Source organism: Mesorhizobium sp. P2_E6 (assembly GCF_056403835.1).
In genome coordinates this window covers 584,492-611,288 of the sequence record NZ_JBFUEQ010000001.1, presented here as the reverse complement: position 1 = coordinate 611,288, position 26,797 = coordinate 584,492, and the positions used below count along the sequence as shown (strand labels likewise).

The following is a 26,797-nucleotide window of genomic DNA, read 5'->3' as shown; positions in this document are numbered from 1 at the left end:
ATGGATCCCGCCTTGCGCCAGGCCTGCCTGGGCGAAGGCTCCCAGGCGAAGCCACCTTTGGCCCGGCTTCAGCCTGCGAAACGATAAAGCGCGTCGCGTTTGAAGGGATTCATGCGACGCACTTCAAGCCTTTGTTTTTATGCATTTCAAAATTGCTGCGCAGTTTGAGCGCCATGCACTGGCTCAGGACGGGTTGGCGGCCGCCGGACCATTCACATGCCGGGGCCAGGCGGCCTCTCTCTTGGCCGCCTCGGCCTGCTCGAAAGCGGGGCTCCACCGCGTGCGGGTGACCGGCAGCCGCGCCAGCTTGAAGAAGCTGAAATACATCAGGAAGGAGCCCATGATGTAGGGGTTGAGAATCTCGACCTCGACGAAGGAGCGGATCAGGAGCAGCACCATCACGCCGAAGAGAATCACCGAATCCGCTTGCCATGCCTTGAAGATCACCGCCGAGACATGGCCATAGAGCGTGCGCAGCATGATCAGCGAGACCAGCGTCGCTCCGACGAAGCCGAGTTCGACGAGGGCTTCGATATAGGTGTTGTGGAAATGGAAGCCGGTGCGGGTGGTGATGTAGAATTCGTTCCACAGCCGCTCGGCTTCGGCGAAGCCCTGCACCCAATAGGCGGCATAGCCGAGGCCGAGAATCGGTGCTTTCTGCACGGCGTTCCAGCCCTGCTCCCACAGATAGGTCCGCCCGGTGAGCGTCGAATCCTTGCCGAAGAGGCCAAGGACGAAGTCCATCAGCCCGAGATTCAAGGCGACGAAGGCAACCACGACCAGCAGGCCGGCGCCGATCAGGAAGATCACCCGGCGGTAGCGCCGCGACAGCAGCTTGCTCATGGTAAGAAGCGCGACCAGCGCCAGGACCGCCGGTATCGAGGCCATCGAGGTGGCGGAATGCGCAATGACGAGCAGATAGGCCGACAACAGCACGATAGGCACCGCCAGGATGACGCTCCGCCAGCCGCGCCTGTAAAAAGCAACGAAAACGACGCAGAAGTAGATGCCGAGCGAGGCGACAAAGCCAATCTGGTTCTTGGAGGCGAAAGCGCCGACGAAGTTGTAGGTACCGTCGAGAACGTCCTCGGAATAGTTTCCGACCCGCAGCGAATAGAGCAGGACGACAAATATCCCGATCAGGGCGCCTATGGTCAATGTGCGCACGCTGACGGTGCGCGCCGCGACGTAGGCGCAGGCGATATGGGAAAAATATTGGATCGACGTCCTCGCGGTGATGCCGGGCGCCTGTGACCAGAAGACCGAGAAGCAGACATAGGCGGCAAACAGCAGCGGGAGCCAGGCACTGGACAGGTGCCGCAGGAACCGCCGGTAGTCGACCAGGATGAGCGGCAGCCAGACCGCGTAGTAAGCGAGAATCAGGATCTGGCCGAAAATGACCGAATAGGAAAATGCCCAGATCGAGACGGCAACGGCAAAACTGCCATAGACCGAATTCTTCTCGGGATCGACCAGCAGGGACTTTGGAATCTTCATCTCAGAGTCCCGCCGGCGCGACCCAAGGCCGGCAGGCTGTGGGCCTGTCGGCATATCCGCAAACAAGGGCGTGCAATAAACGGCGTCTCCATTGTGCAGTGCAATATAACCTATCGCGCCCTGCGCTCAATGGCAAATCCGGTCACCTTGTCTTACAGCGAGGCGATTGCCGAGATCAGCCGGCGCTTGTCCGGCCACACAGCTGCCTGGATCAGCGCTACCACAGTGCCCCGCCGGTGATCTGTATGTTTTCCATGGTGATGCCCTTGGCCAGATCCGAGCACAGGAAGACGGCAAGAGCCGCGATCTCCTGTGGCTGCAGGAGGCGCTGCTGCGGGTTGCCGCTGGCGATTTCGGCCATGGCTTGCTCCGCCGTGCGCCCCTTGCCTTCGCGCTCGACGACCTGCGCCACGTTGCGGCGCATCAGTTCGGTCTCGACCCAGGTCGGGCTGATCATGACGCAGGTGACGCCATGCGCCGCCCCTTCCAGCGCCACGCAGCGGGTCAGGCCGAGCAGGCCGGCCTTGGAAGCGCAATACGCCGGGTTGTCCTTCCAGCCGACGGAGGCGGCGGTCGAGCCTATGTTGACGATACGGCCCCAGCCGCGCCCGATCATGCCGGGCAGCACGGCACGGGTGACGCGGAAGGCGCCGGTCAGATTGGTGTCGACGATCTTGTCCCACAGCGCGTCGGAGTGGCCGCAGACCGGCTGCTCGGCGGTGGTGCCGGCGGCGTTGACCAATATGTCGGCGGGGCCGATAGCGGCTTCGGCTTCCGCCGCGAATCGGTTGGTGACGTCGCTGTCGCGCACGTCGAGATGGGCGGCGTGAACGCTGGTGCCATGGGCGGCAAGAGCCGAACGCACGCGCACGATTTCGTCGGCGCCGGGATAATAGGCGGCATCGGATTTGTCGGCGCCGGCGGGCGCGATGTAGGAGCCGACGGCGACATTGGCGCCAGCCTCAGCGAGTGCCGTGGCAATGGCAAAGCCCATTCCGGAAAACCCGCCAGTGATGATCGCGCTGCGGCCGGAAAGGTTTGTCATCAGGCATGGTCTCCAGACAATTCGGTGCGGGCAACCAGGCTACCTTGCCTGCGATGCGCCTCACAAGATCAGTGTCGTCAAAGTGGTTTGCCCAGCCATTCGCGATAAAAGCCTTCGAGATCGGGTTCGAAATCATGCACGATCGGATAGCCCGGCGCCGCCGCCTCGACCTCGTGCAAGGTACCGCACTGCGGGCAGATGAATTCGCGGATTTCCATCCATTCGGGATCGGGAAGATCGCTGTTCGGATAGATCTCGCGCAGGGATTGCTCGGTGTTGCGCACGTTGATCGCGGCGTTGAGCTTCCAGTTCTTGCGGTAGTCGCCGAAGGAGTGGCCGCACTCGCAGCGGGTTATCCGCTCATCGCCGCTCTGGCAGATGAACAGGTGATCCGAGACCGGCAGCAGGATCGTATCCTTCCAGGCGACGCGATCCTGATAGACGGCGACCATCTTGAAGAAGCGGTCATCGTCCTTGTAGGCGCTCATGATGCGCCGGGTCTGCGGCCATGGCAGCTGGCCGGCAGCGAGATCGCGGATGACTTCCTTGCTGTACGAGGTCATGGCTTTGCTCCCGGTGTGAAGATCGACCTGGCGTCGACGTTCCAGAAATCACTGAAATCCTTGGTGAAGCGCGACGACAGCTTGATCGCGCTGGCGTACATTTTCTTCACCTCGGGCGCAAAGTCGGCCTTTTCGACCCGGCCACGCTCGGCGGCGATCCAGTCCGCCACGGGGATTGCTTTCGCCAGACGCTCTTTGCGCATGGCGGCGCGACGCGTCACGGTCGCATCGATATCGGCTTTGGGATAACCATCTTCATCGTCCTTCAGCACGATGCCGAACACGCTGTCCGCCGCTTCGCGGGTGAGAAAGCCGTTCTCGACATCCCAGGCCGTCTTGAGCGGATCGCGCTCCAGCACGTCGCCGTAGCCGCCACCGCCATTGTAGGAATGGCTGAAGATATCGCCTTCCTTGTGCGGCGAGGTGATGTAGGGGCCCTCGACCACGACATGGTCGCCGCCAATGTTCTTCTCATAGTCCGACACAAGCGGGTCGATGCCTGGCGCATGCGCCAGCGGTTCGCCCCTGGCCGCCAGTTCATGGATGTTGGAATTGCGCACGGCTCGGTGCTTCTGGCAGGTCGGCGCCGGATAGCCGCCGCACATGCCGCCATTGTCGAACACACGCGAAGAATGTTCCGAGGTGTGGAGCCGCAGATGCGGGGTCTTGTTGATCAGCCAGGTCGAAACGAAGGAACAGCCGCCGCGATATTTGCCGGCGCCGCCGGAATTCGGCACGATCGAGCGGCCGATATAGACCATCGGCATCGACTGTTCCCAGACCTCGATGTTGCCCATGTCGGATTCCGGGTTCCAGCCGACATAAGCGGTGTCGAGACCGTCCTTGATGGCGAGCGCACCGGAGCCGGCGGCGGCGCATTCGAAGTGCGCCATGCCGAACGGTGTGCCGTACTGGCTTTCGCCGCCCATCTCGATCATCGGGCTGTTGACCTGGCCGACGAACGCCTCCTCGACGAAACCACGGGCAATGAAGCTGCGCGACAGCAGCCGCTGGAACACGCCATAGGCCGGCAGCAGCAGCGCCCATGACGTGGCTGTCGCCACCATCTCGTTGTCGGGGTTGGTCCAGGTGCCATGCGGCAATTTCAGCTCGGTCGCCATCCAGGCGCCGTCATTGACCAGGCCTTCGAAATTCATGTGCTGGGTCAAGGTGACGAACATGCCGCCATCCATGCCGGCCGGCGTGCAGTTCATCGAATGGTAGCCCCAGGGCTGGGTGCCCTCGAAGTCCATGGTGATCTTGCCGTCGGTGGTGATCTCCATCTCGATCGGGATGTTGTAGAGCCAGTCCGGATCGCCGAGCAGTTGGAAGCCGGGCTTGCCCGCGGTGACGTGGCCATAGAAGGTGTGGCCGCGATAGATGCCGGGCACGGTGAGCTGGCGGGTACGGGCAAGCTGGGCACGACGGCCTTCCTCGATGAACTCCTTCGACACCTTCATCCAATAGTCGAGGCCGATCTCGGAAATCAGCTGCTTGACGCTTTCGCGCATGTCGATGCAGGAGGCGACCTTGGCCTTTTCGTCCAGCACCCAGTAGATCGGCATGCGCAGATTGCGCTCGCAGCGGATGACATAGTCGCGGCGGATCTCGTCGTTCTCGCCGATCTTCTCGGCGCAGACGAACAGGCCTTCGGTGAAGCGCTCCTGCGCCAGGCAGACGTCGCCGCCGGGCGTGATGCCGCCGGCCTCGAGCTCATGGCAGACGGCACCGGCCCAGCCGACCAGCGTGCCCTCATGGAAGATCGGCACCACGTCCATGACGTCGGGCACCTGCACGGTGCCGATGAAGGCATCGTTGTTGGCGAAGATATCGCCTTCGCGGATGCGCGGGTTTTCCTCGTAATTGTTCTTGATCATCCACTTGATGAAGCGGCTCATCGTGTGGACATGCACCATTATCCCGTTGGACAGCGCGATGGCGTCGCCCTCGGGAGTGTAGATGGCGACCACCATTTCGCCGACCTCGCGCACGCCAGGCGAGGCCGAGATGCGGCGGGCCATTTCGCGTGCAGAGACGCAATAGGCGCGCAGCTTCGTGTGCAACGTCTCGAATTTCAGCGGATCCTGGTTGCGCAGCGTGAGTTCCGTGATGCCGTCATAGCAGCCGGTCTCCTCCATCAACCGCTCGGAATCGAGCAGTCTTTCGCGAAGGCGCAGGGCCGAGGTAGGTTTGTCCAACATGGCGATCGCCCTCTCAAGCGTGGGTGTAGTGCAGCAGCGTCCATTCATCGACATGGACGCGATCTTGCGGGTGGACGACGAGCGTCGTGGCGGGATGTTCGATGATGGCCGGGCCGATCACCTCATGGCCTGGCTGCAAGAGATCCATCTCGTAGAGGTTGGCCTTGTGCCAGCGCCCACCGATATAGGCCTCGCGCACGCCCTTATGGGCGGCAGCCGGATTGGAGGCACCGAGTGACCGCTTGAGCAGCACCGGCTTGACCTTGTCGGCGGTGGCGATCAATCCGAGTTCGGTGATGGTGAACCCGGCCTCGCCATAGCGCGACACGCGGTGGTTGACCTTGGCATAGACCGCCTCGAACTCGTCGAGCACCTTGCGCATGTCGTCGGCCGAATTGACTTCGGCGAGCGGCGCCATCACTTCGACGTCCTCGAGCTGGCCGGTGTAGCGCATCATCAGGAACGGCACGGTCCTGATCTTTTCGCGCGCATGGCCGTCGGCGATCATCTCGTCGACCGCGGCCTTGGTCAGATCGTTCCAGACCGTGGTGACCTTGGCGCCGAAAGCGGCAAGCGTCGCCTCGTCGGCGCGGGAGGGGATGTCGTGCTGCGTCGATACCGAATGCCGGCGCATGAAATCGGCCGTGGTGCAGCCGAAGGCGGAGAAGGCGGCGGCAAACTGGAAGGTGATGATGTCCTTGAAGCCGATGCCCCTGGAGCAACCAGCCAGGTGCAGCGGACCCGAACCGCCATAGGAGAGCAGCGTGAATTCCGACGGATGGATGCCCTGGCCCGAGATGACGCGGCGCAGCGCGTTGTTGGCGTCGGCCTCCAGCATGTCGATCATGCCTTCGGCGGCCTCCTCGACACCGACGCCGAGCACGTTGGCGCACTTTTCCTCGAAAGCCTTGCGGGCCTTCTCGACCTGCAGCACGACCTTGCCGCCGAGGAAGTAATACGGGTTCAGCCGGCCGAGAATGGCGTCGCAATCGGCGATGGTCGGTTCGGTACCGCCCCTGGCAAAGCAGATCGGGCCGGGATCGGAGCCGGCGCTTTCCGGTCCGAGACTGACTTTCTTGGTCAGCGGATCGACCTTGAGGATCATGCCGGCGCCGGCACCAATGGTGTCGAGATGCAGCGTCGGCACATTGAGCTTGAAACGGTCCATCAGCGGCTCGTTCTCGATCCGCGTCTGGCCGCGCGTAATGACGCCCATGTCGAAGGAAGTGCCGCCCATGTCCGAGCAGATCAGCGAGTCGTTGCCGATCAGCTTGCCGACATAGGCAGCACCGAGAATGCCGCCGATCGGGCCTGAGATCATGGTTTCATGCAGGCGCGGATGATTGATCGAGGTCAGGCCGCCGAAGGAGAGCAGCGTCTGCACGCCATATTTGAAGCCGTATTTCTTCGAGACGTCTTCGATCCCCTTGAGCTGCTTGCGGCCGCGCGAGGTGGCGTAGGCCTCGATCAGCACCGAGTTCAGCCGCGACTGTTCGCGGATGACAGGGCGGACTTCGTGGCTGGTGTAGACGGTGGTCTCGGCGCCGGCCTTCTCGATCTCCTCGCGGCAGATCTCGGCGATGCGCTTCTCGTGCACCGGATTGACGTGCGAGAAGATCGTCATGATGCAGATCCCCTCGACCTTGTCGGCGATCAGCTTTTTCGCGGCCGCCGCGACCTCATGCTCGTAGAGCGGCAGCACGATGTCGCCGAACTGGTCGATGCGTTCGGTAACGCCATGGGTACGGCGGCGCGGCACCAGCGGATCGGGATGATGGTGGGTGACCGCATGCAGCCGGTCGGCGTAGGAATAGTCGGCCCAGGCCTGCAGGCCGCGACCCATCAGGATCATGTCCTCGAGGCCCTTGGTGGTGATCAGGCCGAGCCGGCGCCCGGTGCGCGACAGCAGCGTGTTGAGCATGCCGGTACCGGAATAGAGCACGACATTGACGCCGGAAAACAGCTGCTCCAGCGAGATGCCCCAGGCGTCCGCCGCGTCCTCGGCCGAAGCGAGGAAACCTTCGGCTTCGTTCTTCGGCGTGGTCGCCGACTTGCCGATCTTGAAGTGGCCGTCCTGATCGACAAGGATCGTGTCGGTCATGGTGCCGCCGGCGTCGATACCGATGACAATTGGATTGCCAATGATTGGCGAATTGCCAACGATGGGGCTGGTGAGGTTGGGCTGGGTCACGGTCGCCTCGGAATCTGGTCTAAGTTGTCGCTAGGCTAGATTCGACGGGTGGCCTCGCGCCATATGCCTAAAGACACAATGACGGGCTGACCGACATCGCCGAGAAAAGGGCATGCGCATGGGGACCATCTGGGCGCCGCTCGCCAAAGCGATCGCCGCCACCGGCACGGACAGGCATGTCGATTGCCTGATCGACCTGATCGGCGCGGACATCGCGCACGACCTCGTCACCGTGACGCGCTATTCGGCGACGCAGACACCGGAATTCGTCAAGCACCGGCGCTTCTCGGACGAGATGGTGCAGCGCTATCTCGCCAGCTACTACGTCTTCGACCCGTTCTATGCCTCGTGGCGGCGCGAGCGAAGGCTCGGCATCATGCCGCTGAAGCGGCTTGCCGACGACGCGGCCAAGCGCGGCCAGTACATAGCCGGCTTCCTGGCGCAGTCGGAAATCTGCGACGAGGTTGGCATCATGCTGGCCGATGGCGGCGACTGGTGCCTCGGCATCTTCCTCGACCGCTCGACCACCGCATTCAAGGACAGCGAGATCGCCCTGCTGGACGAGCGGCTGCCGGTGTTCGAGGCGTTGCATGCGCTCGACATCAAGGCGCGCGGAACCGAGTTCTCCCGCACCTCAGCACCGACCGGCCCCGGTGCCTCGCCCCGGCAGGAGCCGACCATCCCGGCAAGCCTGTGGCCGGAACTGTCGCTGCGCGAGCGGGAACTGGTCCAGCTGATCCTGGCCGGCCACCCGACGGCGAACATCGCCGAGCGCCTCGGCATCACCGTCGGCACCGTGAAGAACCATCGCCGCCGCATCTACGAAAAACTCGACATCACCACCGAGCGGGAACTGTTCCTGCAGTTCTTCCAGCACCAGGTGGACCGATAGATGCTCCTGCGTCGACGTGCCTTTCCGTCGGTGGCGATGTGACAGCGCCATCCACCGGACCATTCCCTGCGTCGGCGGATACAGCTACAATTCTGCGTGACGGGGGCAACGAAGGGAGCGCTACACGCGTATGATTGCCAACGCCCGAATCGACGAGAACGCAAGAAAGATATGGGAAAGCCATGAGACCGAGTGACTGTTCGGCATGCGCGATGACCTGCCATGGGCTCGCCATGCGACCGGCGGAACCTGCAGCGGTCAGGCTGGAGTGTGCATCGTTTGCTTAGGGCCGAACCCGCCGCGCTGTCCGATGACGAGCTTCTGGATCGCTACCAGCGTGCGGCCTTCGACTATTTCCTGGAGAATGTGAACGCGGAGAACGGGCTGGTCGCCGATACGTCGCGGCCGAATTCGCCGGCCAGCATCGCCGTCGTCGGTTTCGCCCTGTCCTGCTATCCGATTGGCGTCGAGCGCGGCTGGATGACACGCGAGGCGGCGGTGAAACTGACCCTTGCTGCACTGCGCTTCTTCTCGACCTCCACGCAAGGCAATGGCGACGACGTCACCGGCCACAAAGGCTTCTACTACCACTTTCTCGACATGCGGACCGGCCTGCGCGTCTGGCGCTGCGAACTGTCGATGGTGGATACGGCATTGCTGATCGCCGGCGTGCTGGTGGCGGGCGCCTATTTCTCCGGTGACGATGACGAGGAAGCCGAAATCCGCCGGCTGGCCGAGGCACTCTACCGGCGTGTCGACTGGCGGTGGGCGCAAGGCAGCAGTCCGACCTTGCGGCAGGGCTGGAAGCCGAAGAGCGGCTTTCTCCACTATGGCTGGGAAGGCTACAACGAAGCGACGATCCTCTATGTGCTGTCGATGGCCTCGCCCGACAGCCCGACCTCCGGCGACAGCTACGAAGGTTGGACGGCCACCTACCAGTGGGAAAACATCTACGGCTACGACGTGCTCTATGGCGGACCGCTGTTCATGCACCAGTTCTCGCATGCCTGGATCGATTTCGCCGGCATCCGCGACGCTTTCATGCGCGAGAAGAATTCGGACTATTTCGAAAACAGCCGCCGCTCGACCTACCTCCACCGCGACTATGCGCGACACAACCCCTATGGCTATGGGGGTTACGACGAGAACCTGTGGGGACTTTCGGCAGGCGACGGGCCCGGCGGCTTTCGCACCAGCGTGGAGCGTCAGCGTCGCCGGTTTTCCGGCTATGCCGCGCGTGGCGCTCCGTTCGGGCCGGATGACGGGACGATCGCCCCATGGTCCTACCCCGCGTCACTGCCTTTCGCGCCGGAGATCTGCCTGGCGGCGCTGCGCCATCTCGGGGATCGCTACCCCGAGGTGGTCGACAATTTCCGGCTGCCGAGCGGCTTCAACCCGACACTGGCGAACCGGCGAAAATTCGGCCGCAACGGTTGGGTGTCGGAAGGCCACTACGGTCTGGACCAGGGCATTGTGGTGATGATGATCGAGAACCACCGCTCGCGCCTGGTCTGGAAACTGATGCGCTCCAACCAGCACATCCGTCGCGGCTTGCGCAAGGCGGGCTTCACGGGTGGATGGCTGTCGAGGGATGACGGCGATGGCGCGTGACCGGACTGCCGCCTTCCCTGTCGACCGCAATGACGTCGAGCTGATCCAGCACGCCCATCCACCGCACTGGAAGAACCCGGAGCCGGACGGTCCCTACAACCTCGTCGTTATCGGCGCCGGGCCGGCCGGGCTGACCGCCGCCCGCGACGCGGCCGGCCTCGGCGCAAAGGTCGCGCTGATCGAGCGCAACCTGATCGGCGGAGCCTGCGTCAATGTCGGCTGCATCCCGTCGAAGTCGGTCATCCGCACGGCCAGGCTCTATGCCGATATGCGCGATGCCGAAAGTTTTGGCGGCGACACGCCGGACCGTCTTCACGTCGACTTCCAGCGGGCCATGAGGCGGATGCGGCAAATCCGGCAGCGGATCAGCCGCGCCGATTCGGCCGCGACCATCGCCTCGGAAGGCATCGATGTCTTTTTCGGCGAAGCGCGGTTTGCCGGACTGGACGCGGTCATGGTCGCCGGCAAGACGCTGCGTTTCAAGAAGGCGCTGGTCGCGACAGGTGCCCGTGCGAGCCTGCCGACGATTCCGGGGCTGGCCGAAGCCGGTTATCTCAGCAACGAGACCGTGTTCAACCTCACAGCCTGCCCGCCACGGCTTCTGGTCATCGGCGGCGGGCCGCTCGGTTGCGAGGCGGCGCAGGCCTTCTGCCTGCTGGGTGCGAAAGTCATCCTGGCCCAGCGGGACCCGATGTTCCTGCCCGGCGAGGAGCGCGACGCCGCCCAGGTCCTTTCGGATGCGCTGGCGCGCGAAGGGGTCGAGGTTCGGCTCAACACCGAGGTTGTGGCGGTACGGACGGCAGGCGGCAAGAAGCTCGCCGACCTGCTGCGGGACGACGACACGACGACGATTTCCGTCGACGAGATCATCACCGGCATCGGCCGTTCGCCCAATGTCGACGGTCTCGACTTGGAAAACGCCGGGGTGGCATACGATGCCAACGGCATCAAGGTCGACGATTATCTGCGGACCACAAATCCGCGCGTCTATGCGGCGGGCGATGTCTGCCTCGACTACAAATTCACCCATATCGCGGAGGCAACGGCCCGCATCGTCGTGCAGAACGCCCTGTTCCTCGGGCGCAAGAGGGTGAGCCAGCTGGTCGTGCCGTGGTGCACCTATACCGATCCGGAAATTGCCCATGTCGGCCTCTATCCGGCACAGGCGCGCCAGGATGGCATCCCGGTCAAGACCTATACGGTGCTGATGCACGACGTCGCGCGTGCGGTCATGGACGGCGAGGAGGAGGGCTTTGTCAAAATCCACGTCAAGGAAGGGTCGGATCGCATCCTGGGTGCCACGGTCGTCGCCAGCCATGCAGGCGAGATGATCAATGCGGTGTCGCTCGCCATCAAATCCGGTATGGGACTGCACGCGCTTGCCGACGTCATCCATCCCTTCCCGACGCAGGCACAAGGCATAAAGATGGCCGGAGACGCTTACCGGCGAACCCGGTTCACCTCGCTGTGGAAGCGGTTGTCGGCGCGCTGGCTGGCGTGGTCCAGGCGGTGACCCCTGTGGCCCGCCGCCATGTTGCTGCACCAGACATCCAATGTATATCCGCCGCTTGACGAAAGCGCCGTTCAGCTAAACAAGTCGAACCCCTTTTGTGATTGCGGAACGGTCTGGAATGCCGTCTGGAACAGAGCCTCGGAGCGCCGAACGGCGTGTGCTGGTCGTGTCGCACGATCCGGCCTTTCCGCCGCAGTCCGGCACCGATCTGCGCAACCACCGCAATGCCGTGGCGGCAGCGGCGTTCGGACCCGTCTGCCTGGCATCGGTGCGGCCGCAGGCTGTGGAAGCAGTCGATCCGTCGATCCGCATCGAGGCCCTGTCGAACGAAGGCGAAGCTCGTACCGGTTCGATCGGCTGGTGGCGCATAAGGGCAGAACATCGCATTTCGCGCTCTGCCCTGACGCGGCTCGAGGCCCTCGTTCGAGACTTCCGCCCGGACACAATTGTGGTCGAGGGCATAGGCCTGTTCAAGCTGCTGCAGCCTTTGAGACCCCTGGCGAAACAGCTCATCCTCGACATGCACAATGTCGAGTCCGACCTGGCGGGACAATTGCATCGCGCCGACAAGGCGCGATCCGCCGCGGCCAGGCTTGCCACGGCCATTGCCATCAGGCGCCTCGAAGGAAAGGCGCTTTCCCTCGTCGACAGGGTATGGGTCTGCTCGAACGAGGACCGCGCAAGGCTGATGACCCTTTTCCCGCACAAGGTGCCGGTCGACGTCGTTCCTAACGGAATTCCCCACGCCGGCGATATCCCCGAAACGCTGCGCGCCCAGGATGCGGCTGACAATGACTTTCCGGTGATCCTGTTCGTCGGCCATCTCGACTATCCGCCAAATGTCGATGCCGCCAAGAGATTAGCCGGCATCATATTTCCTCGAATCCAGGCGGCTTTTCCGGCGGCGACGCTGATTATTGCCGGGCGCAGGCCGAAGCCTGCAGTGCGGGCGCTGGCCGGATTGCAAGGGGTGGAGCTCGTCGAAGACCCGGAAACCATGGCGCCGCTCCTGTCCAGGGCGCATCTTACCATCATCCCGCTTGTGGCAGGCGGCGGCACGCGCATCAAGATCCTGGAGGCGATGGCCTGGGGCGTGCCGGTAATCGCGACACCGCTGGCGGCAGAGGGGCTTGGCTTTGTCGAGAACCAGGAGCTGCTGCTGTCGGTTTCCGATGAAGTGCTTGCCGACATGGCGGTCGGACTTTGCCTGGACGCTGAACGCAGAGCAAAGCAACGCATCCGCGCACATCAGGCGGTCTGGGCCAGGTTCGGTCCGCGAGCCATCCGCAACGCCGTTCGCGACGGGCTGGGGCTGGACGAGGCTGGTGGGTGATTGAGGCGCAGAAGCGCAGGCTTCAGTCGTGCAGTTCCCGCGCTATCGGCGGGCCGACCGAAAAGCCGGAGAACGTGACCTCAAAACCTTCGCGTTGCGGCGAACAGCACATCATGCCGACATCGACCACCTTCGAGATCGGAAAATAGGCGAGCCGCACCGGCTTCCAGCGGCCGTCGGAAGCATCGAGATACTGGATGCGGATCGTCTCGGCATGACGGGTCAAGCGGATCCGCACACCGTGCGGGCTGGCTGGAATGGTGGCCAGCGACCAGTCCGAGGCATCGTTGGTGACGACGACGGAAAAATACATAACGCCGTCGGTGTATTCGATACCGGCCTTGATCCAGTGCGTTTCGCTGAGCCGGACCATCAATCCGGCCTGATCGTAGAGCACCTCGTAGCGCCCTTCGACAGTGACTTCGGCCGTGAAATCGCCCTCGACCTTACGGTAGAGGAAGTGGCCGTTGTCGCGCCAGAAATCGTAGAAGGTCTCGCGCCAGAAATCGGTCTCCTTGCCGGTGCGCACACGAACTGTATCGCCGTCGATGGCATGGTGCGGCGGCGGATTGAGCCAGGTCAGGTCTCGCAATGTCATCGCCGCGCGCCGGTCCGGTGTTCTTGATGTTGCCGTATCGCCGGCATGATCGGCAGGGTGGCCGATCAGCCAGGCGTGATCGGAAGTGGCCGATCAGCCTGGCATGATCGGCGGTGGCCGATCAGCCTGCGAAGGTATAGGCGGTCTTCACCGTGGTGTAGAATTCCATGGCATAGCGGCCCTGTTCGCGCGGGCCGTAGCTCGACCCCTTGCGGCCGCCGAAGGGAACATGGAAATCGACGCCCGCCGTCGGCAGGTTGACCATCACCATGCCGGCCTCCGAATTGCGCTTGAAGTGCGTGGCGTGCTTGAGGCTCGTGGTGCAGATGCCCGAGGTCAGCCCGAAGGGCGTGTCGTTGGCGACGGAAAGCGCCTCGTCATAGTCCTTGACGCGGATGACGCTCGCCACAGGGCCGAAAATCTCCTCGCGCGAGCTGCGCATGGCATTGGTGGCTTCGGTCAGCAGGGCCGGGTTGAGATAGAAGCCGGGCGTCTTGCGGTCGAGCCGTTCGCCGCCGAAGGCGAGCGTGGCGCCTTCCCTGACGCCGATGGCAATATAATCCTCGTCCTGCTTCAATTGGGTCGCGTCGACGACCGGGCCGATCTGGGTCTGCGCGTCGAGAGCGTCGCCGACGACCAGCTTGCCCATGCGATCCTTGAGGGCATCGACAAAACGGTCATGGATGGCGTCGGTCACGATCAGCCTGGACGAAGCCGTGCAGCGCTGGCCGGTCGAGAAGAAGGCACCGTTGAGCGCACAATCGACGGCGACCGCAAGGTCGGCATCGTCAAGCACGACCAGCGGGTTCTTGCCGCCCATTTCGAGCTGGAACTTGCGCATGTGCTCGACGCTTGCGGCGGCGACGCGCTTGCCCGTGCCGACCGAACCGGTGAAGCTGATAGCGTTGACATCTGGACTGTCGAGCATGGCCTGACCAACGACCGAGCCCTTGCCCATGACGAGATTGAGCACGCCCTTCGGCAGGCCGGCGCGATGCAGGATGTCGACGATGGACCAGGCGCTCTCGGGAACCAGCTCCGCCGGCTTGAAGACGACCGTGTTGCCATGGGCGAGCGCCGGAGCGATCTTCCAGGCCGGAATGGCGATCGGGAAATTCCACGGCGTGATGATGCCGACCACGCCGACGGCTTCCCGGGTGATCTCGACGCCAACGCCCGGCCGCACGCTTGGCACGACCTCGCCTGACAAGCGCAATGTTTCGCCGGCGAAGAAATCGAATATCTGGGCGGCGCGAATGGTCTCGCCGATGCCTTCGGCCAGTGTCTTGCCTTCCTCACGCGCCAAATTGCGGCCGATCTCGTCCTTGCGCGCCATAATCTCGTCCGAGGCCTTTTTCAGCACTGCGTGGCGCGCCAGCGGACCAGACCGGGACCATGCCGGAAACGCGGCCTTTGCGGCAGCGATTGCCTGCCCCGCCTGCGCGGCACCCGCCGAGGCATAGTCGCCGACGACATCGCCGGTGTCCGAAGGGTTGATGTTGCGGGAGCCGGCGTCGCCGACCCATTCGCCATCGATTAGGTTCTGTCGAAACAGGGTCATGTCTTGTCTTCCTGCTGGTTGGCCGCGCGGCGGCGTCTGTCTGAATTGGTATTTGCCAGACAATTGCCTTTCGGGAAAGCATGCAGTGGGCTGGCCGCCCGCGACAAAATCCCAGGCCTGGCATCATGCCGATGGCGCGGCGGCGACAGCGCCATACGTGAGGCATCATCCGGGCCAGGCCGAATTGACCTGGACAGAAGTGTCCATAGCCTTGATTTGCCTGATGCAGCGTGTCATGCGTCGTGCCTATGGAAGCCACAGATACGACGATCCAGCGCGCCGGCGCCACCGGAAACATCAAGGCCACCCGCGAAGACTGGCTCAAGCTTGCGCTCGAAACGTTGATCTCGGATGGTGTCGAACGCGTCCGCGTGCTGACCCTTGGCCAGAAGCTCGACGTCTCGCGCTCCAGCTTCTACTGGTATTTCAAGAGCCGTCAGGACCTGCTCGACCAGTTGCTGGACTACTGGCGGCAGACCAACACCAGGTTCATCGTCGAACGCGCCAGACGGCCCTCCGCGACCGTGATCCGCGGGGTAATGAGCATCTTCGAGTGCTGGGTGGACGAAAGGCTGTTCGATCCGCAGCTCGATTTCGCGATCAGGGCCTGGGCCCGTCGCTCGCCTGCCATCAGGCGCGCGCTCGACGAGGCCGATGAGGAGCGCGTCGATGCCATTCGCGACATGTTCGTGCGTCACGGCTATGACGAAGAAGACGCGTTCGTGCGCGCCCGCGTGCTCTATTTCATGCAGATCGGCTATTACTCCCTCGAACTCAACGAGCCAATGAGCGGCCGCCTGGCTCAGGTCGCCTTGTATCTGCGCAGCTTCACCGGCCAGGAGCCTTTGGCAGAGGATGTCGAGGCGTTCTCGCGCTACGTCGAGGAGACGATTTCGCGCAAACGCTAGCACCTATCCACTACGTGCACGATGGACAGGCGTACTAGACATATATGTACAATACCATTACGCTTTAAACTGAGAGAGCAGCTTGCCCGGCACGCCATGACCAGAATTTATTCCGCTTTGTCGCTCTTCAAGGAGGGTCTGGTCGGCCAGACCGGCTGGCAGCCCGCTTGGCGATCGCCCGAACCGAAGCCATCCTATGACGCGATCGTCATTGGCGGCGGCGGCCATGGGCTGGCGACAGCTTACTACCTGGCAAGGAACCATAATATCAGCCGGGTTGCAGTGCTGGAAAAGGGCTGGATCGGTGGCGGCAACACCGGCCGCAACACCACCGTGGTACGCTCCAATTACTATTATCCGGAAAGCGTAGAGCTCTATGGGCTGGCGCACCGGCTCTACGAGGGGTTGTCCAGGGATCTGAACTACAATGTCATGCTGTCGCAGCGCGGCATGGTCAATCTTTGTCACAGCACCGCCGAAATGGAGGTTGGGGCGCGCACCGTCAACGCCATGCAGATCAACGGAATCGATGCGGAGCTGTTTTCGCCCGAGGATGTGCGCCGGGTGGCGCCGATCTACAATTTCTCAACCGATGCGCGCTTCCCGGTGTTCGGCGGCATCTGGCAAGGCCGGGCCGGTACGGCGCGCCATGACGCGGTCGCCTGGGGTTACGCGCGGGCGGTGAGCCGGCTCGGCGTCGACATCATCCAGAACTGCGAGATCACCGATTTCATCATCGAGGGCGGCCGCTGCCGCGGCGTCCAGACGACGCGGGGCGCGATCCGTGCCGACCGCACCGGCATGGCGGTCGCCGGACATTCCTCGGTGCTGGCGGCCAAGGCCGGCTTTCGCCTGCCGATCAACTCCTACGCGCTGCAGGCCTGCGTTTCCGAACCGGTCAAGCCGATCCTCGACACGGTGGTGCTGTCGCCCGGCACAGGCGTCTATGTCAGCCAGTCGGACAAGGGCGAGATTGTCATCGGCGGCGGGCTCGACCGCATCCCCTCCTATGCGCAGCGCGGCAATCTGCCCTCCTTGGAGACGGTGATTGCCGGCGTGCTGGAGATGTTCCCGATCTTCGGCCAGTTGAAGCTGATGCGGCAATGGGCCGGGATCGTCGATGTCGTGCCGGACTCCTCACCCATCATCGGTGAATCGCCGTTGCCCGGCCTGTTCCTCAATTGCGGCTGGGGCACGGGGGGCTTCAAGGCCATCCCCGCCGGCGGCACGCTGCTGGCGCAATTGCTGGCAACAGGCAAGCACAACGACATCAGCCGTCCCTTCGATCTGGATCGCTTCGCTAGTGGGCGACTGATCGACGAAGCGGCAGGCTCCGGCATCGCGCATTAAGAGGACTTTATGCAGCTTTTCCCTTGCCCGTTCTGCGGCCCGCGCGACGAAACCGAGTTCCACTATGGCGGCGATGCCGGCAACACGCGGCCGGATGGCGTCGATGTGCCGGTCGAGCGCTGGGCTGATTACCTCTATCTGCGTTCCAACCCCAAAGGCACCGCGCGCGAAATCTGGGTGCATATGAACTGCGGCGAGTTCTTCGTCATGGAACGTGACACCGTCACCCACACGGTGCTGTCCTCAACCGCTCTCGGTGGGGAGCACGCAGCGTGACCGCCTCGCGCCTCGCCACCGGCGGCAGCGCGATCGACCGGTCGCGGCCGGTCCGCTTCAGCTTCGACGGCGCCACCGTGCACGGCTTTGCCGGCGACACCATCGCCTCGGCGCTGCTGGCCGGCGATGTCGCGGTCGTCGGCCGCAGCTTCAAGTATCACCGGCCGCGCGGCATCTGGGGCGCCGGCGTCGAGGAGCCGAACGCACTGGTCGATATCGGCGGCAGCGTGCCGGCGACGCCGAACACGCGAGCCACGACCGAGGCGGCGCGCGAGGGGCTGGTGGCGAAAAGCGTCAACGCCACGCCCAATGCATTGAGCGACCGCAACGCCTTCCTCGATCGCTTCTCCCGCTTCATTCCAGCGGCGTTCTACTACAAGACCTTCATGTGGCCAGACTGGCACATGTTCGAGCCGCGCATCCGCGCCATGGCGGGGCTGGGCACGGTCGATACGGACTGGACATCGCAGGGCACAGCCGACCAGATCAACCACCATTGCGACGTGCTGGTGGTGGGCGCGGGACCGGCCGGGTTGGCGGCGGCAAGGCTGGCGGCCGGCGCGGGTCTCACCGTCACGCTGGTCGACGACCAACTGAGGCCGGGCGGATCGCTCGGCCACCGGACTGGTGAGATCGACGGCAAGCCGGTCGCCGACTGGATCGAGGAGGTGGTTGCGGAGCTTGCCGCAGCCGGTCACCTGGTCCTGTCTTCGACCACCGCCTTCGGCATCTACGACCACAATCTGGTCGGCCTGAACCAGCGCCATCGCGACGGACGGCCGGACACGCTGTGGCGGGTCAGGCCGCGCCAGATCGTGCTGGCGACCGGCGCCATCGAGCGGCCGCTGCCCTTCGCCAACAACGACCTGCCGGGCATCATGTCGGCGGATGCCGCACTCGCCTATCTCAGGCGGCATGCGGTGCTGGTCGGCCGCAGGATCGTCATCGCCACGAACAATGACAGCGCCTATGAAGTGGCGGAGGCGCTCGCCACGGCCGGCGCCGAAGTCACGCTTGTCGATCTGCGGCGCGACGACACGCCCGCCGGGCCTGCCAATGTCCGGCTGATCGCGGGACGCAGCCTCGCCGCCGCGCAGGGCATGTTGCGTGTCCAAGCCGTGACCCTCGATGACGGCACCAGGCTGGATGCCGATTGCGTGCTGGTTTCGGGTGGCTGGTCGCCGACCATTCATCTCTTCGGCCAGGCCAGGGGCAAGCTCGCCTGGAGCGAGGCGCGCGCCGCCTTCCTGCCCGGCGATCCGGTCTACGGTATCGCCGTGGCCGGCGCCGCAGCCGATGCGGTTTCCTTGTCGGAGGTTTTTGCTGGCGCCGGCAAGGCTATTGCATCGCGTGGCCAAACGACCACGGCAGTACCGCGCAGCACCGGGCCGGAAGCGACGGGCGGCATTCTCGCGGCATGGCCGATGCCCGGCTCGAAGGGACGCGTCTGGATCGACTACCAGAACGACGTGACGGTGAAGGACGTCGAACTGGCGGCACGCGAAAACTTCGTCTCGGTCGAACATCTGAAGCGCTACACGACGCTCGGCATGGCGACCGACCAGGGCAAGACCTCCAACCTGCCGGGTCTGGCGCTGATGGCCGGGATCACCGGCCGCACGGTGCCGGAGGTCGGCACCACCACCTATCGCCCGCCGTTCACGCCGGTGCCGCTGGAGAGCTTCGCCGGCGCGCGCGCCGGCGAACTGATGGCGCCGGTGCGCCGGCTGCCGCTCGAGAGCGTGCATCGTGCCAGCGGCGCCGTCTTCCAGGAGTATGGCGGCTGGCTGCGCCCGGCTCACTATGGCGGCAACGCCGACGCGGAACGCTCTATCGCGGACGAGGCGCGGCGCGCTCGCCAGTCGGTCGCGCTGTTCGATGGTTCGACGCTCGGCAAGATCGAGGTGATCGGACCCAAGGCGGCCGAGTTCGTCGATTTCATCTACTACAACACCATGTCGACGCTGAAACCCGGCCGCTGCCGCTATGGCTTCATGCTGTCGGAGAATGGCGTGGTCTTCGATGACGGCGTGCTGGTTCGGCTCGACGAGCATCGCTTCGTGGTGTCGTGCTCGTCCTCGCATGTCGCTGCAGTGCATGCGCGGCTCGAGGAGTGGCGCCAGGACCGCTTCGGGCGCGGCGCCGTCTACATCCACAACGCCACCGCCGAAATGGCGACTCTGACCGTTTCCGGGCCTAACGCCCGGAAGTTGCTCGAAACGCTGGATCTCGGCCTCTCGCTCGACGATGCCGACCTGCCGCATATGGCGGTCAGCCATGGCTCCTATGCCAGTGACGAGGTCCGCATCGCCCGCGTCAGCTTCACCGGCGACAGGAGCTACGAGATCTCCATCCGGGCTGATCGCGCCGAGCCGCTGTGGGCGCACCTGCGCCATGCCGGCCAGGCGTTCGACGCCGTTGTCATCGGCCTCGAGGCATTGATGATCCTGCGGGCCGAGAAGGGGTTTATCGTCATTGGCAAGGACACTGACGGCACCACGCTGCCGAATGACCTCGGCGTCGATGGTCCGCGCGCCAAACGTCAGGGCGAATTCGTCGGCCGCCGCTCGTTGTTCACCGAGGAGGCTTCGCGCGGCGACCGCCTGCAGCTTGTCGGACTGACAGTGCCGCAAGGCGAAGCGCCGCTGCCGACCGGCGCGCATGGCGTCAGGCGGAGCGACGGCAGATTGCGCAGCCAGGGCTTTGTCACCTCGAGCTACCAGAGCCCAGCACTCGGTCGTCCGGTCGCACTTGGGCTGATCGAACGCGGCGCCGCCCGCCACGGCGAGACGATCGACATCCAGCACCTCGGCAAGGTCAGCAAGGCGACGATTGCCGCGCCTTGCGCCTTCGACCCGGCAGGAGACCGGCTGCATGCGTGATCTCGCTGAAAAATGGTCTGTCGCGCCCGACTGGCAGTCGGCGGTCATCACGGCACCCGGCCTCATGGCGCGCGCGACCGCCGGCCTCAATCAGTTGCTGGTCAGCGGCGACCTCGACGCCTGGTCGCGGGCGTCCGGCCTGGACGGAAATGGGGTCGGTGCCTTTGGCACAGCGCAAGGCGACCGCCATGCGGCGCGGCTGGCGCGCGACCGGCTGCTCGTCGTGTCGAACAGCCCACTCGCCGTCGCGATGGGCTGGCACGCAGAAGGCTTCGCGGTGACGGCGATCAGCGCCGGGCTGCAGGTGTTCGAGGTCGAAGGCTCGGCGCTCGACGCTTTCATCGCCCGTGGGACGACACTCGACCCCAAGCAAGCGAGTGCCAGTGCGGCACTTTCCTTCGCCGGCATCAGCGCCGTTGTCTATCGCCATCAGGGCAGGCTGCGTATTCATGTCGATCGCGGGCTTGCCGCCTATCTCTGGACATGGATGAAGACGGCAGCCAGCAACATCACCGCCGGGTCAGGAAACTAGCCGGCTATGATCTGATCAGAGTGAGAACGACCAGAACAGGCAGGCCAGCGTCGCAGCGGCGAAAACCACGAAGAACAGGCTGCGCAGCAGCACATTGCGGCGCAACTCGTTCAAGACGAAGTGGCAACCGACGATCGCTGCGGCAAACAGGAACCGCCAGTTGAGCAGCGCCCACACGGCGCTGCCCTGGCCGAAGGCCCATCTGGCGGCGAGACAGCCGACGATGGCTGCAAACAGCACGATCACGGTCCAGAAGACCGCATCGGCGGCATGGGTGAGAACGATGCTGGCCGCCCTGATCGGCAGGATCATCATCAGCAGGGCGCTGAAGAAATAGACCGCGGCAAGCGGTATGAATGTTCCGGCATCGGCAATGCCATCGAGCCGCCTGACGCCGATCGCACCATAGGGATAGCCGTGCCTGGCCACGGCCAGGCTCAACGCCATGAGCAATGCGGTCAGCACCGCGACCAGTGCGAAGGATGTGAGGGCTTTGCTCATGACGTTCCTGTCCCAGACGAATCAGACGGGAACAGATGTAGCGGGCGGTCGTAAATTGCGCGTAAGCGAGGCCACCGCCCACAGGAATTATCGTCGCAATCCGTCGGCGGAATGCTACTCGGCGGCGATCCTGCCTGCCGAGCGGTTGGCCAGCACGAATCCGACCTCGTCCACCGCCTGAGCAGCACGCTTCAGGATGGCATCGGAGCGCAGCACGCCGTCGGTAAAATCCTTGTCGGTGGCGTAGACGGCGGTGGGCAGCGTGAAGGCCTCGAAGAAGCCGAACAGCGGCCGCAGCTGGTGCTCGACGATCAAGGCGTGGCGCTCGCCACCGCCGGTCGCGGTCAACAGGATGGGCTTTCCCCGCAACGCGGCCGGATCGATCAGGTCGAAGAAGTGCTTGAACAGGCCGGTATAGCTGCCCTTGTAGGTCGGCGACCCCACGACGAGCACGTCGGCAGCGAGGATTTCCTCGAGGATTGTGCGCGCCTGGCTGTCGAGATCGCGAGCCCATCTTGCCGTTCCCAGCGAAGAACCAAGATCCTCGATATCATAGGTGCTCGCCGACAGGCCGTGGCGGGCTGCTATGTCCCTAGTGACCAGATCGACGAAGGCGCGCGTCTTTGACGGCCGGGTGATGTTGCCGGAAAAGCCGACGACTGTTGGATTTGACATGGCAGTGGGCCTCTTGATGATCGATGTCTGATGCGGCGAACCTGTGCCCGCCGGTGGAAAAATCAGCTCCAGGCGTGCAGCGGCGGATTTTCGCCGTTGAGGAAATACTTACCGAGGATGGAGTATTTCCAGCGCACCGGATCGTGCAGCGTGTGCGTGCGGGCGTTGCGCCAATGCCGGTCGAGATTGTGCTCGGCCAGCGTCGAGCGGGTTCCCGCCAGTTCGAACAGCTTGTTGGTGGCGGCGATGGCGATTTCCGTCGACAAGATTTTCGCCTCGGCGGTGACGATCTGCGCATGCGCCACCGTCTCGGCGGTCGGCTCGGCCACCGCCCGGTCTATCGCCAGGCCGGCCTTTTCCAGCAGCGCCTGCGCAGCGTGCAGGCGCAGCGTCAGGTCGCCGATGGCCTGGATGGTGTAGGGATCGTCCCAGGCATTGTCGACGCCGCTGTCGATCCAGGCGCGGCTCTTGGTCCTGACGAAACTGACCGTCTCGTCGATCGCCGCCTGGGCGATGCCGGTGTCCACCGCCACCTGGATGATCTGGAAGATGGCGCCGTCGGCGGTCGGCTTGTCATAGCCCTTGTAGCCGGGCACCAGATGCGTCTTCGGCACCTTGACATTGTCGATGATGACTGTGCCGGACAGCGTCGTGCGCTGGCCGAAGCTCGACCAGTCGTCGATGACCGTCAGGCCGGGCGCGGCGCGGTCGGCGATCGCATACCAGGCACGGCCCTCGTCATCGAGCGCCACGATCGGCACCAGATGAGCGAGCAGCGCGCCGGACGAATAGAATTTCCGGCCGTTGACGACGACATGATCGCCGGCATCGGTGAAGCGGGTCTCGAAATCGGCGGCGCGCTTGGAGCCGAACTCGGAAAAGGCGTTGCCGAACCGCGTGCCTTTCAGCACTTCGGCGAACAGCAGCTTCTGCTGATCCGCATCCGACACCGTACGAATGGCGGCGACGACACCAAGATGGTTCTGCGCAACCTGACCGATCGAGGAATCCGCCGCCGAGATGATCTCGATCACCCTGGCGAGGGTGGCATAGGACAATTCGGGACCCCCGAATGCCTTCGGCACATTGATCGACCACAGGCCGCTTTGCGAAAACGCATCGAGTTCGGCAACGGGCCAGATCCGCTCGCGGTCGCGCCGGGAGGAATCCCTGGCGAATTCGGCGGCGAGCGCTTCGGCGATGGCAATTGCTTCGGCGTCGTCCTTGATGATGTGCGCCGACGCGGTTGGCCTTGCGACTGGCGGCACGGCGGCGGAAGCGTGGTCGGTCTTGACGGTCGAGACGGTCATTTTACTGCTCCTTCGTATTTCGGTTCAGGCAACGGCATGGAGGTGAGCTGGTTTGGCGGCCGGCGATGCCTGTTGCCCCAGGTAGAAGGCACGCACATCCTCACGCTGGCGAAGCTCGGCAGCCGCACCAGAGAGAACGGAGACACCGTTTTCGAGCACCGTGGCGTGGTCGGCATATCTAAGTGCGACCGCCGAATTCTGCTCGGCGACCAGGATCGACAGGCCGGTCTCACGGTTGAGTTTCCGGAGCGTCTGGAAGATGTCCTGGACGATGAGCGGCGCGAGCCCCATCGACGGTTCGTCGAGAACCAGAAGACGCGGCCGCGACATCAACGCCCGGCCGATGGCCGTCATCTGCTGCTCGCCGCCAGAGGTGAGGCCGGACAGGGTCCGGCGCTTCTCCTTGAGACGGGGGAAATAACCGTAGATCCGCTCGAGATCCCCGTTGATCTCGGCGCGGCGGCCGCTGCGGCCGATGCCACCGGCGACCAGGTTCTCCTCGACCGTGAGGCTCTTGAAGCAATGCCGACCTTCCAGCACCTGCACCAGCCCGGCGCGCACCAGATCGCCCGGCTGGCGGCGCGAGACATCGCTGCCGTCATAGCGGATGGTGCCGGCATTGACCTGACCGCGCTCGGCCGGCAGCAGGTTGGAGACGGCCTTCAGCGTGGTGGTCTTGCCGGCGCCGTTGGCGCCGAGCAGCGCCAGGATCTCGCCGCGCCTGAGCTCGAAGCTGACGCCGTGCAAGGCGGTGATGGCGTGGTTGTAGGTCGCATGAACTGCGTCCACGACAAGAATGACGTCATCGTTTGGCATGAGCTCTTACTTCCCGTGGTTCGAAAACCGGAAATGGGCCGGGCGTCGCGGAAAACTGGCCGTGACGCCCGTCTTGGATTAATCAGTTGGTGGTCACGGCATCGGCGTCATCGGCTGTGCGCAACTTGATGCCTTTCTCCGCGGCATAGGCCTCGGCAGACTTCTCGATGATCGGCCGCAGCAGAGCCCAGTCCGGCGCGATCCAGTCGGAGACGACATTCCATTTCTTGCCGTCCCACTGCTGGAAGGTCACGTAGCCCTCGCCCTCGTGATTGTCCCAGCTGACATTGATCGAATGGAACAGGTCCTTGGCGCCGAGTGCCTCGACCTTGGCGGGATCAAGCTTGAGATGTTCGAAGCCCCAGCGGACCTCGTCGCCGGTCAGTGTGCGATGGCCGAACTTCTCCTGCGCAACACGAATCGCCTCGACATTGAGGATGCCGTTGACGATGCCGAGGTTGTGGTAGACCGAGCCGATGCGCGACTTGTCTTCCAGATTGCCCTTGCCGGCGTCGTAGACCGTCTTCACGATCTCCTGCACCACCGGATAGGAGTTGCCGGAGGCCTGCGTGGTGATGGCGGTGTAGCCCTTGGCGGCGTCGCCGGCCGGGATCACGTCCTCTTCCGAATTCGACCAGACATTGCCGACGATATGGTCGACGGGATAACCGACCTTGACCGCCGTCTTCAACGCCACCGGATTCATCACGCCCCAGCCGCGCAGGACGACGAAGTCCGGCTTGGCGCGGCGGATGGTCAGCCACTGCGACTGCTGCTCGTTGCCGGGATGCGGCACCTCGATCTGCTGCACGGTGAAGCCGTATTTCTGCGCCAGCAACTCGTAGATCGGGATGGTCTCCTTGCCGTAAGGCGAGCCGTGATAGAGCACGACGATCTTCTTGCCCTTGAGCTTGTCGATGCCGCCTTCCTTCGAGGCGATGTAGTTCACGATGCCGGACGTCTCGCTGTAGGGATTGAGCAGCAGCGGGAAGACGTAAGGGAAGACACGGCCGTCGGTGGAGTCGGTTCGGCCATGGTTGACGGTGATCAGCGGCACCTTGTCGGCGGTGATGCGGTCGATCATGGCGTAGGCGATGCCGACCGAGAGCGGGTTCCAGGCGGCGGCGCCGGCATGGCTCTTCTGCCGTTCGTAGCACTCGACGCCGCGCTCGACCTCATACTGGGTCTCGCATTCGTCCCAGGTCAGCTTGACGCCGTTGACGCCGCCGTCGCGGATGTTGATGAGATTGAGATAGTCGATGAAGCCGCCGAAGAAGCCGGTGCCGCCGGCCGCATAGGGCCCGACGCGGTAGCTTTGCAGAGGGAAATATTGCTCGTTGGCGTGGGCGGCGGGCAAGGCCACCGACACGATCATCGCCGCGGACAGCGCCGCCGCCTTGATGGTGCTCAGGAAGGTCATGGCTAGGTACTCCCGGTATGGGCCGTCTTGGGTCCGGCCTCTGGTTCATTTTCAGTTCGGGGCGGTTGCCCCGGATCAGCTCATGTCGACTGCCAGGCGAACAGGAGCCGTCTTCGGATCCTGTCCCACAGCGCCACCAGCCCGTCGGGTTCGAGGATCAGAAACAGGATGATGAGCGCGCCCAGCACGATGCGCTGGCTCATGTCGAGCACGCCCGAGTCAAAGAGATCGCCGAACAGAAAGCCGCCGAGGCGAGACAGAGCGAGCGGAAAGACCACGATGAGGGCGGCACCGAAAAAGGCGCCGCGGATCGAGGCCAGGCCACCGATGATGATGATGAACAAGATCTGGAACGAGCGATCGAGGTCGAAACCATCCGGCTCGACGGTCCGCAGATAGGCGAAGGCCCAGATGACGCCGGCGACGCCGATGATGAAGGACGAGATGGCGAAGGCCAGAAGCTTGGTCTTCAGGACCGGGATGCCGATGATGCGGGCGGCGGTTTCATTGTCGCGGATGGCGATGAAGTTGCGCCCGGTCTGTGACGACACCAGCCGATAAGCAAGGAAGGTGAGGACGGCGACGATGGTCAGCGCAAAGAGATAACGGCCGACGGCGCCATCGAGAGCGTAGCCGGCTATTGATAGTCTTGGCGCATCGATGACGCCGGACGCCGAGTCGTTGGAGAACCAGCTGAACTTGGTCAGCGCCCACTGGACAAAGAACTGTGCGGCAAGCGTCGAAACCGCGAGATAGAAGCCCTTCAGCCGCAGGCTCGGCAGGCCGAAGACGATGCCGATCGCGGCCGCGACCAGACCGGCCAGGACAATGCTGCCGATCAGCGGCAGGCCCTCGACCCGCAGGTTGAAATTATAGGCGGCGAAGGCGCCCGCCGCCATGAAGGCGGCGCTGCCCAGCGAAACCTGGCCGGCATAGCCGGTCAGGATATTCAAGCCCACGCCGGCGAGGCTGAGCGCCAGGAACGGCAGCAGGATGGCCTCGAACAGGTAGCTCGAGCCAATCAATGGCACGACGCCGTAGGCGAAGGCGAGCAGCAGGACGGGCGCGGTCCATTTCGGCAGCACCGGCGCGGAGGAGAAATCGCTTGGTATCGCGGTCATG

Annotated in this window: 22 protein-coding genes; 9 read left to right on the top strand and 13 right to left on the bottom strand. The window is 63.9% G+C overall.

The window, feature by feature from the left end; translation table 11 throughout:
* Positions 1 to 183 precede the first annotated feature (183 nt).
* The 5 genes from AC1D08_RS02890 to AC1D08_RS02870 all read right to left on the bottom strand — a co-directional run bounded on the left by AC1D08_RS02890 (position 184) and on the right by AC1D08_RS02870 (position 7,449).
* On the bottom strand, positions 184 to 1,497 hold the full coding sequence (locus AC1D08_RS02890; RefSeq protein ID WP_477393632.1) for an O-antigen ligase family protein: 1,314 nt from the start codon (positions 1,495 to 1,497) through the stop codon (positions 184 to 186).
* Positions 1,498 to 1,714: 217 nt separating this feature from the next.
* Positions 1,715 to 2,542 carry an SDR family NAD(P)-dependent oxidoreductase gene (locus AC1D08_RS02885; protein WP_457150141.1) on the bottom strand — a complete coding sequence of 276 codons (828 nt, stop codon included), beginning with the start codon at positions 2,540 to 2,542 and terminating at the stop codon, positions 1,715 to 1,717.
* Positions 2,543 to 2,619: 77 nt separating this feature from the next.
* A complete protein-coding gene (locus tag AC1D08_RS02880; protein ID WP_457150140.1) occupies positions 2,620 to 3,105 on the bottom strand; it encodes an acetone carboxylase subunit gamma in 486 nt (161 codons plus the stop codon).
* Positions 3,102 to 5,306 carry a hydantoinase B/oxoprolinase family protein gene (locus tag AC1D08_RS02875; protein ID WP_457150139.1) on the bottom strand — a complete coding sequence of 735 codons (2,205 nt, stop codon included), beginning with the start codon at positions 5,304 to 5,306 and terminating at the stop codon, positions 3,102 to 3,104. Before AC1D08_RS02875 ends, AC1D08_RS02880 begins: the two co-directional genes overlap by 4 nt.
* Before the next feature lie 13 nt (positions 5,307 to 5,319).
* Entirely contained in the window at positions 5,320 to 7,449 is a 2,130-nt protein-coding gene (locus AC1D08_RS02870) for a hydantoinase/oxoprolinase family protein (RefSeq protein ID WP_457150148.1), read from the bottom strand.
* A gap of 160 nt (positions 7,450 to 7,609) precedes the next feature.
* Between AC1D08_RS02870 and AC1D08_RS02865 the strand changes: the two genes are divergently transcribed.
* The 4 genes from AC1D08_RS02865 (at position 7,610) to AC1D08_RS02850 (ending at position 12,846) form a co-directional block, all read left to right on the top strand.
* Entirely contained in the window at positions 7,610 to 8,389 is a 780-nt protein-coding gene (locus AC1D08_RS02865; RefSeq protein WP_457150138.1) for a helix-turn-helix transcriptional regulator, read from the top strand.
* Between the two features lie 279 nt (positions 8,390 to 8,668).
* Complete coding sequence (locus tag AC1D08_RS02860; RefSeq protein WP_457150147.1) at positions 8,669 to 10,000, top strand: glucoamylase family protein; 1,332 nt, start codon at positions 8,669 to 8,671, stop codon at positions 9,998 to 10,000.
* Positions 9,990 to 11,513 (top strand): mercuric reductase, encoded by a 1,524-nt coding sequence (locus AC1D08_RS02855; protein ID WP_457150137.1) that lies wholly within the window; start codon positions 9,990 to 9,992, stop codon positions 11,511 to 11,513. Before AC1D08_RS02860 ends, AC1D08_RS02855 begins: the two co-directional genes overlap by 11 nt.
* Positions 11,514 to 11,631: 118 nt before the next feature.
* Complete coding sequence (locus AC1D08_RS02850; protein ID WP_477422516.1) at positions 11,632 to 12,846, top strand: glycosyltransferase family 4 protein; 1,215 nt, start codon at positions 11,632 to 11,634, stop codon at positions 12,844 to 12,846.
* Positions 12,847 to 12,868: 22 nt separating this feature from the next.
* Here AC1D08_RS02850 and AC1D08_RS02845 read toward each other — a convergent pair whose 3' ends face one another.
* Positions 12,869 to 13,444, bottom strand: a complete 576-nt coding sequence (locus AC1D08_RS02845) for a DUF1349 domain-containing protein (RefSeq protein WP_477225191.1) — start codon at positions 13,442 to 13,444, stop codon at positions 12,869 to 12,871.
* 121 nt (positions 13,445 to 13,565) lie between these two features.
* Positions 13,566 to 15,005: an aldehyde dehydrogenase family protein gene (locus AC1D08_RS02840; RefSeq protein ID WP_457150134.1), complete on the bottom strand. Its 1,440-nt coding sequence runs from the start codon at positions 15,003 to 15,005 to the stop codon at positions 13,566 to 13,568.
* A 248-nt stretch (positions 15,006 to 15,253) separates the two neighbouring features.
* Here AC1D08_RS02840 and AC1D08_RS02835 point away from each other — a divergent pair, with 248 nt between their 5' ends.
* The 5 genes from AC1D08_RS02835 to AC1D08_RS02815 all read left to right on the top strand — a co-directional run bounded on the left by AC1D08_RS02835 (position 15,254) and on the right by AC1D08_RS02815 (position 20,953).
* Positions 15,254 to 15,913 carry a TetR/AcrR family transcriptional regulator gene (locus AC1D08_RS02835; protein ID WP_457150133.1) on the top strand — a complete coding sequence of 220 codons (660 nt, stop codon included), beginning with the start codon at positions 15,254 to 15,256 and terminating at the stop codon, positions 15,911 to 15,913.
* A gap of 96 nt (positions 15,914 to 16,009) precedes the next feature.
* A complete protein-coding gene (locus AC1D08_RS02830) occupies positions 16,010 to 17,263 on the top strand; it encodes a sarcosine oxidase subunit beta family protein (RefSeq protein ID WP_457150132.1) in 1,254 nt (417 codons plus the stop codon).
* Between the two features lie 9 nt (positions 17,264 to 17,272).
* A complete protein-coding gene (locus tag AC1D08_RS02825; protein WP_457150131.1) occupies positions 17,273 to 17,539 on the top strand; it encodes a sarcosine oxidase subunit delta family protein in 267 nt (88 codons plus the stop codon).
* A complete protein-coding gene (locus tag AC1D08_RS02820) occupies positions 17,536 to 20,421 on the top strand; it encodes a sarcosine oxidase subunit alpha family protein (protein WP_457150130.1) in 2,886 nt (961 codons plus the stop codon). Before AC1D08_RS02825 ends, AC1D08_RS02820 begins: the two co-directional genes overlap by 4 nt.
* On the top strand, positions 20,414 to 20,953 hold the full coding sequence (locus AC1D08_RS02815) for a hypothetical protein (RefSeq protein ID WP_457150129.1): 540 nt from the start codon (positions 20,414 to 20,416) through the stop codon (positions 20,951 to 20,953). Before AC1D08_RS02820 ends, AC1D08_RS02815 begins: the two co-directional genes overlap by 8 nt.
* A 15-nt stretch (positions 20,954 to 20,968) precedes the next feature.
* Here AC1D08_RS02815 and AC1D08_RS02810 read toward each other — a convergent pair whose 3' ends face one another.
* From AC1D08_RS02810 to AC1D08_RS02785, 6 genes are all read right to left on the bottom strand, one after another.
* On the bottom strand, positions 20,969 to 21,454 hold the full coding sequence (locus AC1D08_RS02810) for a hypothetical protein (protein ID WP_457150128.1): 486 nt from the start codon (positions 21,452 to 21,454) through the stop codon (positions 20,969 to 20,971).
* A gap of 114 nt (positions 21,455 to 21,568) precedes the next feature.
* Positions 21,569 to 22,129 carry an FMN reductase gene (gene msuE, locus AC1D08_RS02805; protein WP_457150127.1) on the bottom strand — a complete coding sequence of 187 codons (561 nt, stop codon included), beginning with the start codon at positions 22,127 to 22,129 and terminating at the stop codon, positions 21,569 to 21,571.
* A gap of 62 nt (positions 22,130 to 22,191) precedes the next feature.
* Entirely contained in the window at positions 22,192 to 23,439 is a 1,248-nt protein-coding gene (locus tag AC1D08_RS02800) for an SfnB family sulfur acquisition oxidoreductase (RefSeq protein WP_457150126.1), read from the bottom strand.
* Between the two features lie 24 nt (positions 23,440 to 23,463).
* Positions 23,464 to 24,255, bottom strand: coding sequence for an ABC transporter ATP-binding protein (locus tag AC1D08_RS02795; protein ID WP_457150125.1), 792 nt, complete (start codon positions 24,253 to 24,255; stop codon positions 23,464 to 23,466).
* 82 nt (positions 24,256 to 24,337) lie between these two features.
* Positions 24,338 to 25,675, bottom strand: a complete 1,338-nt coding sequence (locus AC1D08_RS02790; RefSeq protein ID WP_457150124.1) for an ABC transporter substrate-binding protein — start codon at positions 25,673 to 25,675, stop codon at positions 24,338 to 24,340.
* A gap of 80 nt (positions 25,676 to 25,755) precedes the next feature.
* Entirely contained in the window at positions 25,756 to 26,796 is a 1,041-nt protein-coding gene (locus AC1D08_RS02785; protein ID WP_457150123.1) for a branched-chain amino acid ABC transporter permease, read from the bottom strand.
* Position 26,797: the final 1 nt, after the last annotated feature.

What these genes read in the sequence shown, in the direction of transcription:
- AC1D08_RS02890 (WP_477393632.1), bottom strand. Translation starts at nt 1,497, where the DNA reads ATGAAGATTCCAAAGTCCCTGCTGGTCGATCCCGAGAAGAATTCGGTC.
- AC1D08_RS02885 (WP_457150141.1), bottom strand. Translation starts at nt 2,542, where the DNA reads ATGACAAACCTTTCCGGCCGCAGCGCGATCATCACTGGCGGGTTTTCC.
- AC1D08_RS02880 (WP_457150140.1), bottom strand. Translation starts at nt 3,105, where the DNA reads ATGACCTCGTACAGCAAGGAAGTCATCCGCGATCTCGCTGCCGGCCAG.
- AC1D08_RS02875 (WP_457150139.1), bottom strand. Translation starts at nt 5,306, where the DNA reads ATGTTGGACAAACCTACCTCGGCCCTGCGCCTTCGCGAAAGACTGCTC.
- AC1D08_RS02865 (WP_457150138.1), top strand. Translation starts at nt 7,610, where the DNA reads ATGCGCATGGGGACCATCTGGGCGCCGCTCGCCAAAGCGATCGCCGCC.
- AC1D08_RS02855 (WP_457150137.1), top strand. Translation starts at nt 9,990, where the DNA reads ATGGCGCGTGACCGGACTGCCGCCTTCCCTGTCGACCGCAATGACGTC.
- AC1D08_RS02850 (WP_477422516.1), top strand. Translation starts at nt 11,632, where the DNA reads ATGCCGTCTGGAACAGAGCCTCGGAGCGCCGAACGGCGTGTGCTGGTC.
- AC1D08_RS02845 (WP_477225191.1), bottom strand. Translation starts at nt 13,444, where the DNA reads ATGACATTGCGAGACCTGACCTGGCTCAATCCGCCGCCGCACCATGCC.
- AC1D08_RS02840 (WP_457150134.1), bottom strand. Translation starts at nt 15,005, where the DNA reads ATGACCCTGTTTCGACAGAACCTAATCGATGGCGAATGGGTCGGCGAC.
- AC1D08_RS02835 (WP_457150133.1), top strand. Translation starts at nt 15,254, where the DNA reads ATGGAAGCCACAGATACGACGATCCAGCGCGCCGGCGCCACCGGAAAC.
- AC1D08_RS02830 (WP_457150132.1), top strand. Translation starts at nt 16,010, where the DNA reads ATGACCAGAATTTATTCCGCTTTGTCGCTCTTCAAGGAGGGTCTGGTC.
- AC1D08_RS02825 (WP_457150131.1), top strand. Translation starts at nt 17,273, where the DNA reads ATGCAGCTTTTCCCTTGCCCGTTCTGCGGCCCGCGCGACGAAACCGAG.
- AC1D08_RS02815 (WP_457150129.1), top strand. Translation starts at nt 20,414, where the DNA reads ATGCGTGATCTCGCTGAAAAATGGTCTGTCGCGCCCGACTGGCAGTCG.
- AC1D08_RS02810 (WP_457150128.1), bottom strand. Translation starts at nt 21,454, where the DNA reads ATGAGCAAAGCCCTCACATCCTTCGCACTGGTCGCGGTGCTGACCGCA.
- msuE (WP_457150127.1), bottom strand. Translation starts at nt 22,129, where the DNA reads ATGTCAAATCCAACAGTCGTCGGCTTTTCCGGCAACATCACCCGGCCG.
- AC1D08_RS02800 (WP_457150126.1), bottom strand. Translation starts at nt 23,439, where the DNA reads ATGACCGTCTCGACCGTCAAGACCGACCACGCTTCCGCCGCCGTGCCG.
- AC1D08_RS02795 (WP_457150125.1), bottom strand. Translation starts at nt 24,255, where the DNA reads ATGCCAAACGATGACGTCATTCTTGTCGTGGACGCAGTTCATGCGACC.
- AC1D08_RS02790 (WP_457150124.1), bottom strand. Translation starts at nt 25,675, where the DNA reads ATGACCTTCCTGAGCACCATCAAGGCGGCGGCGCTGTCCGCGGCGATG.
- AC1D08_RS02785 (WP_457150123.1), bottom strand. Translation starts at nt 26,796, where the DNA reads ATGACCGCGATACCAAGCGATTTCTCCTCCGCGCCGGTGCTGCCGAAA.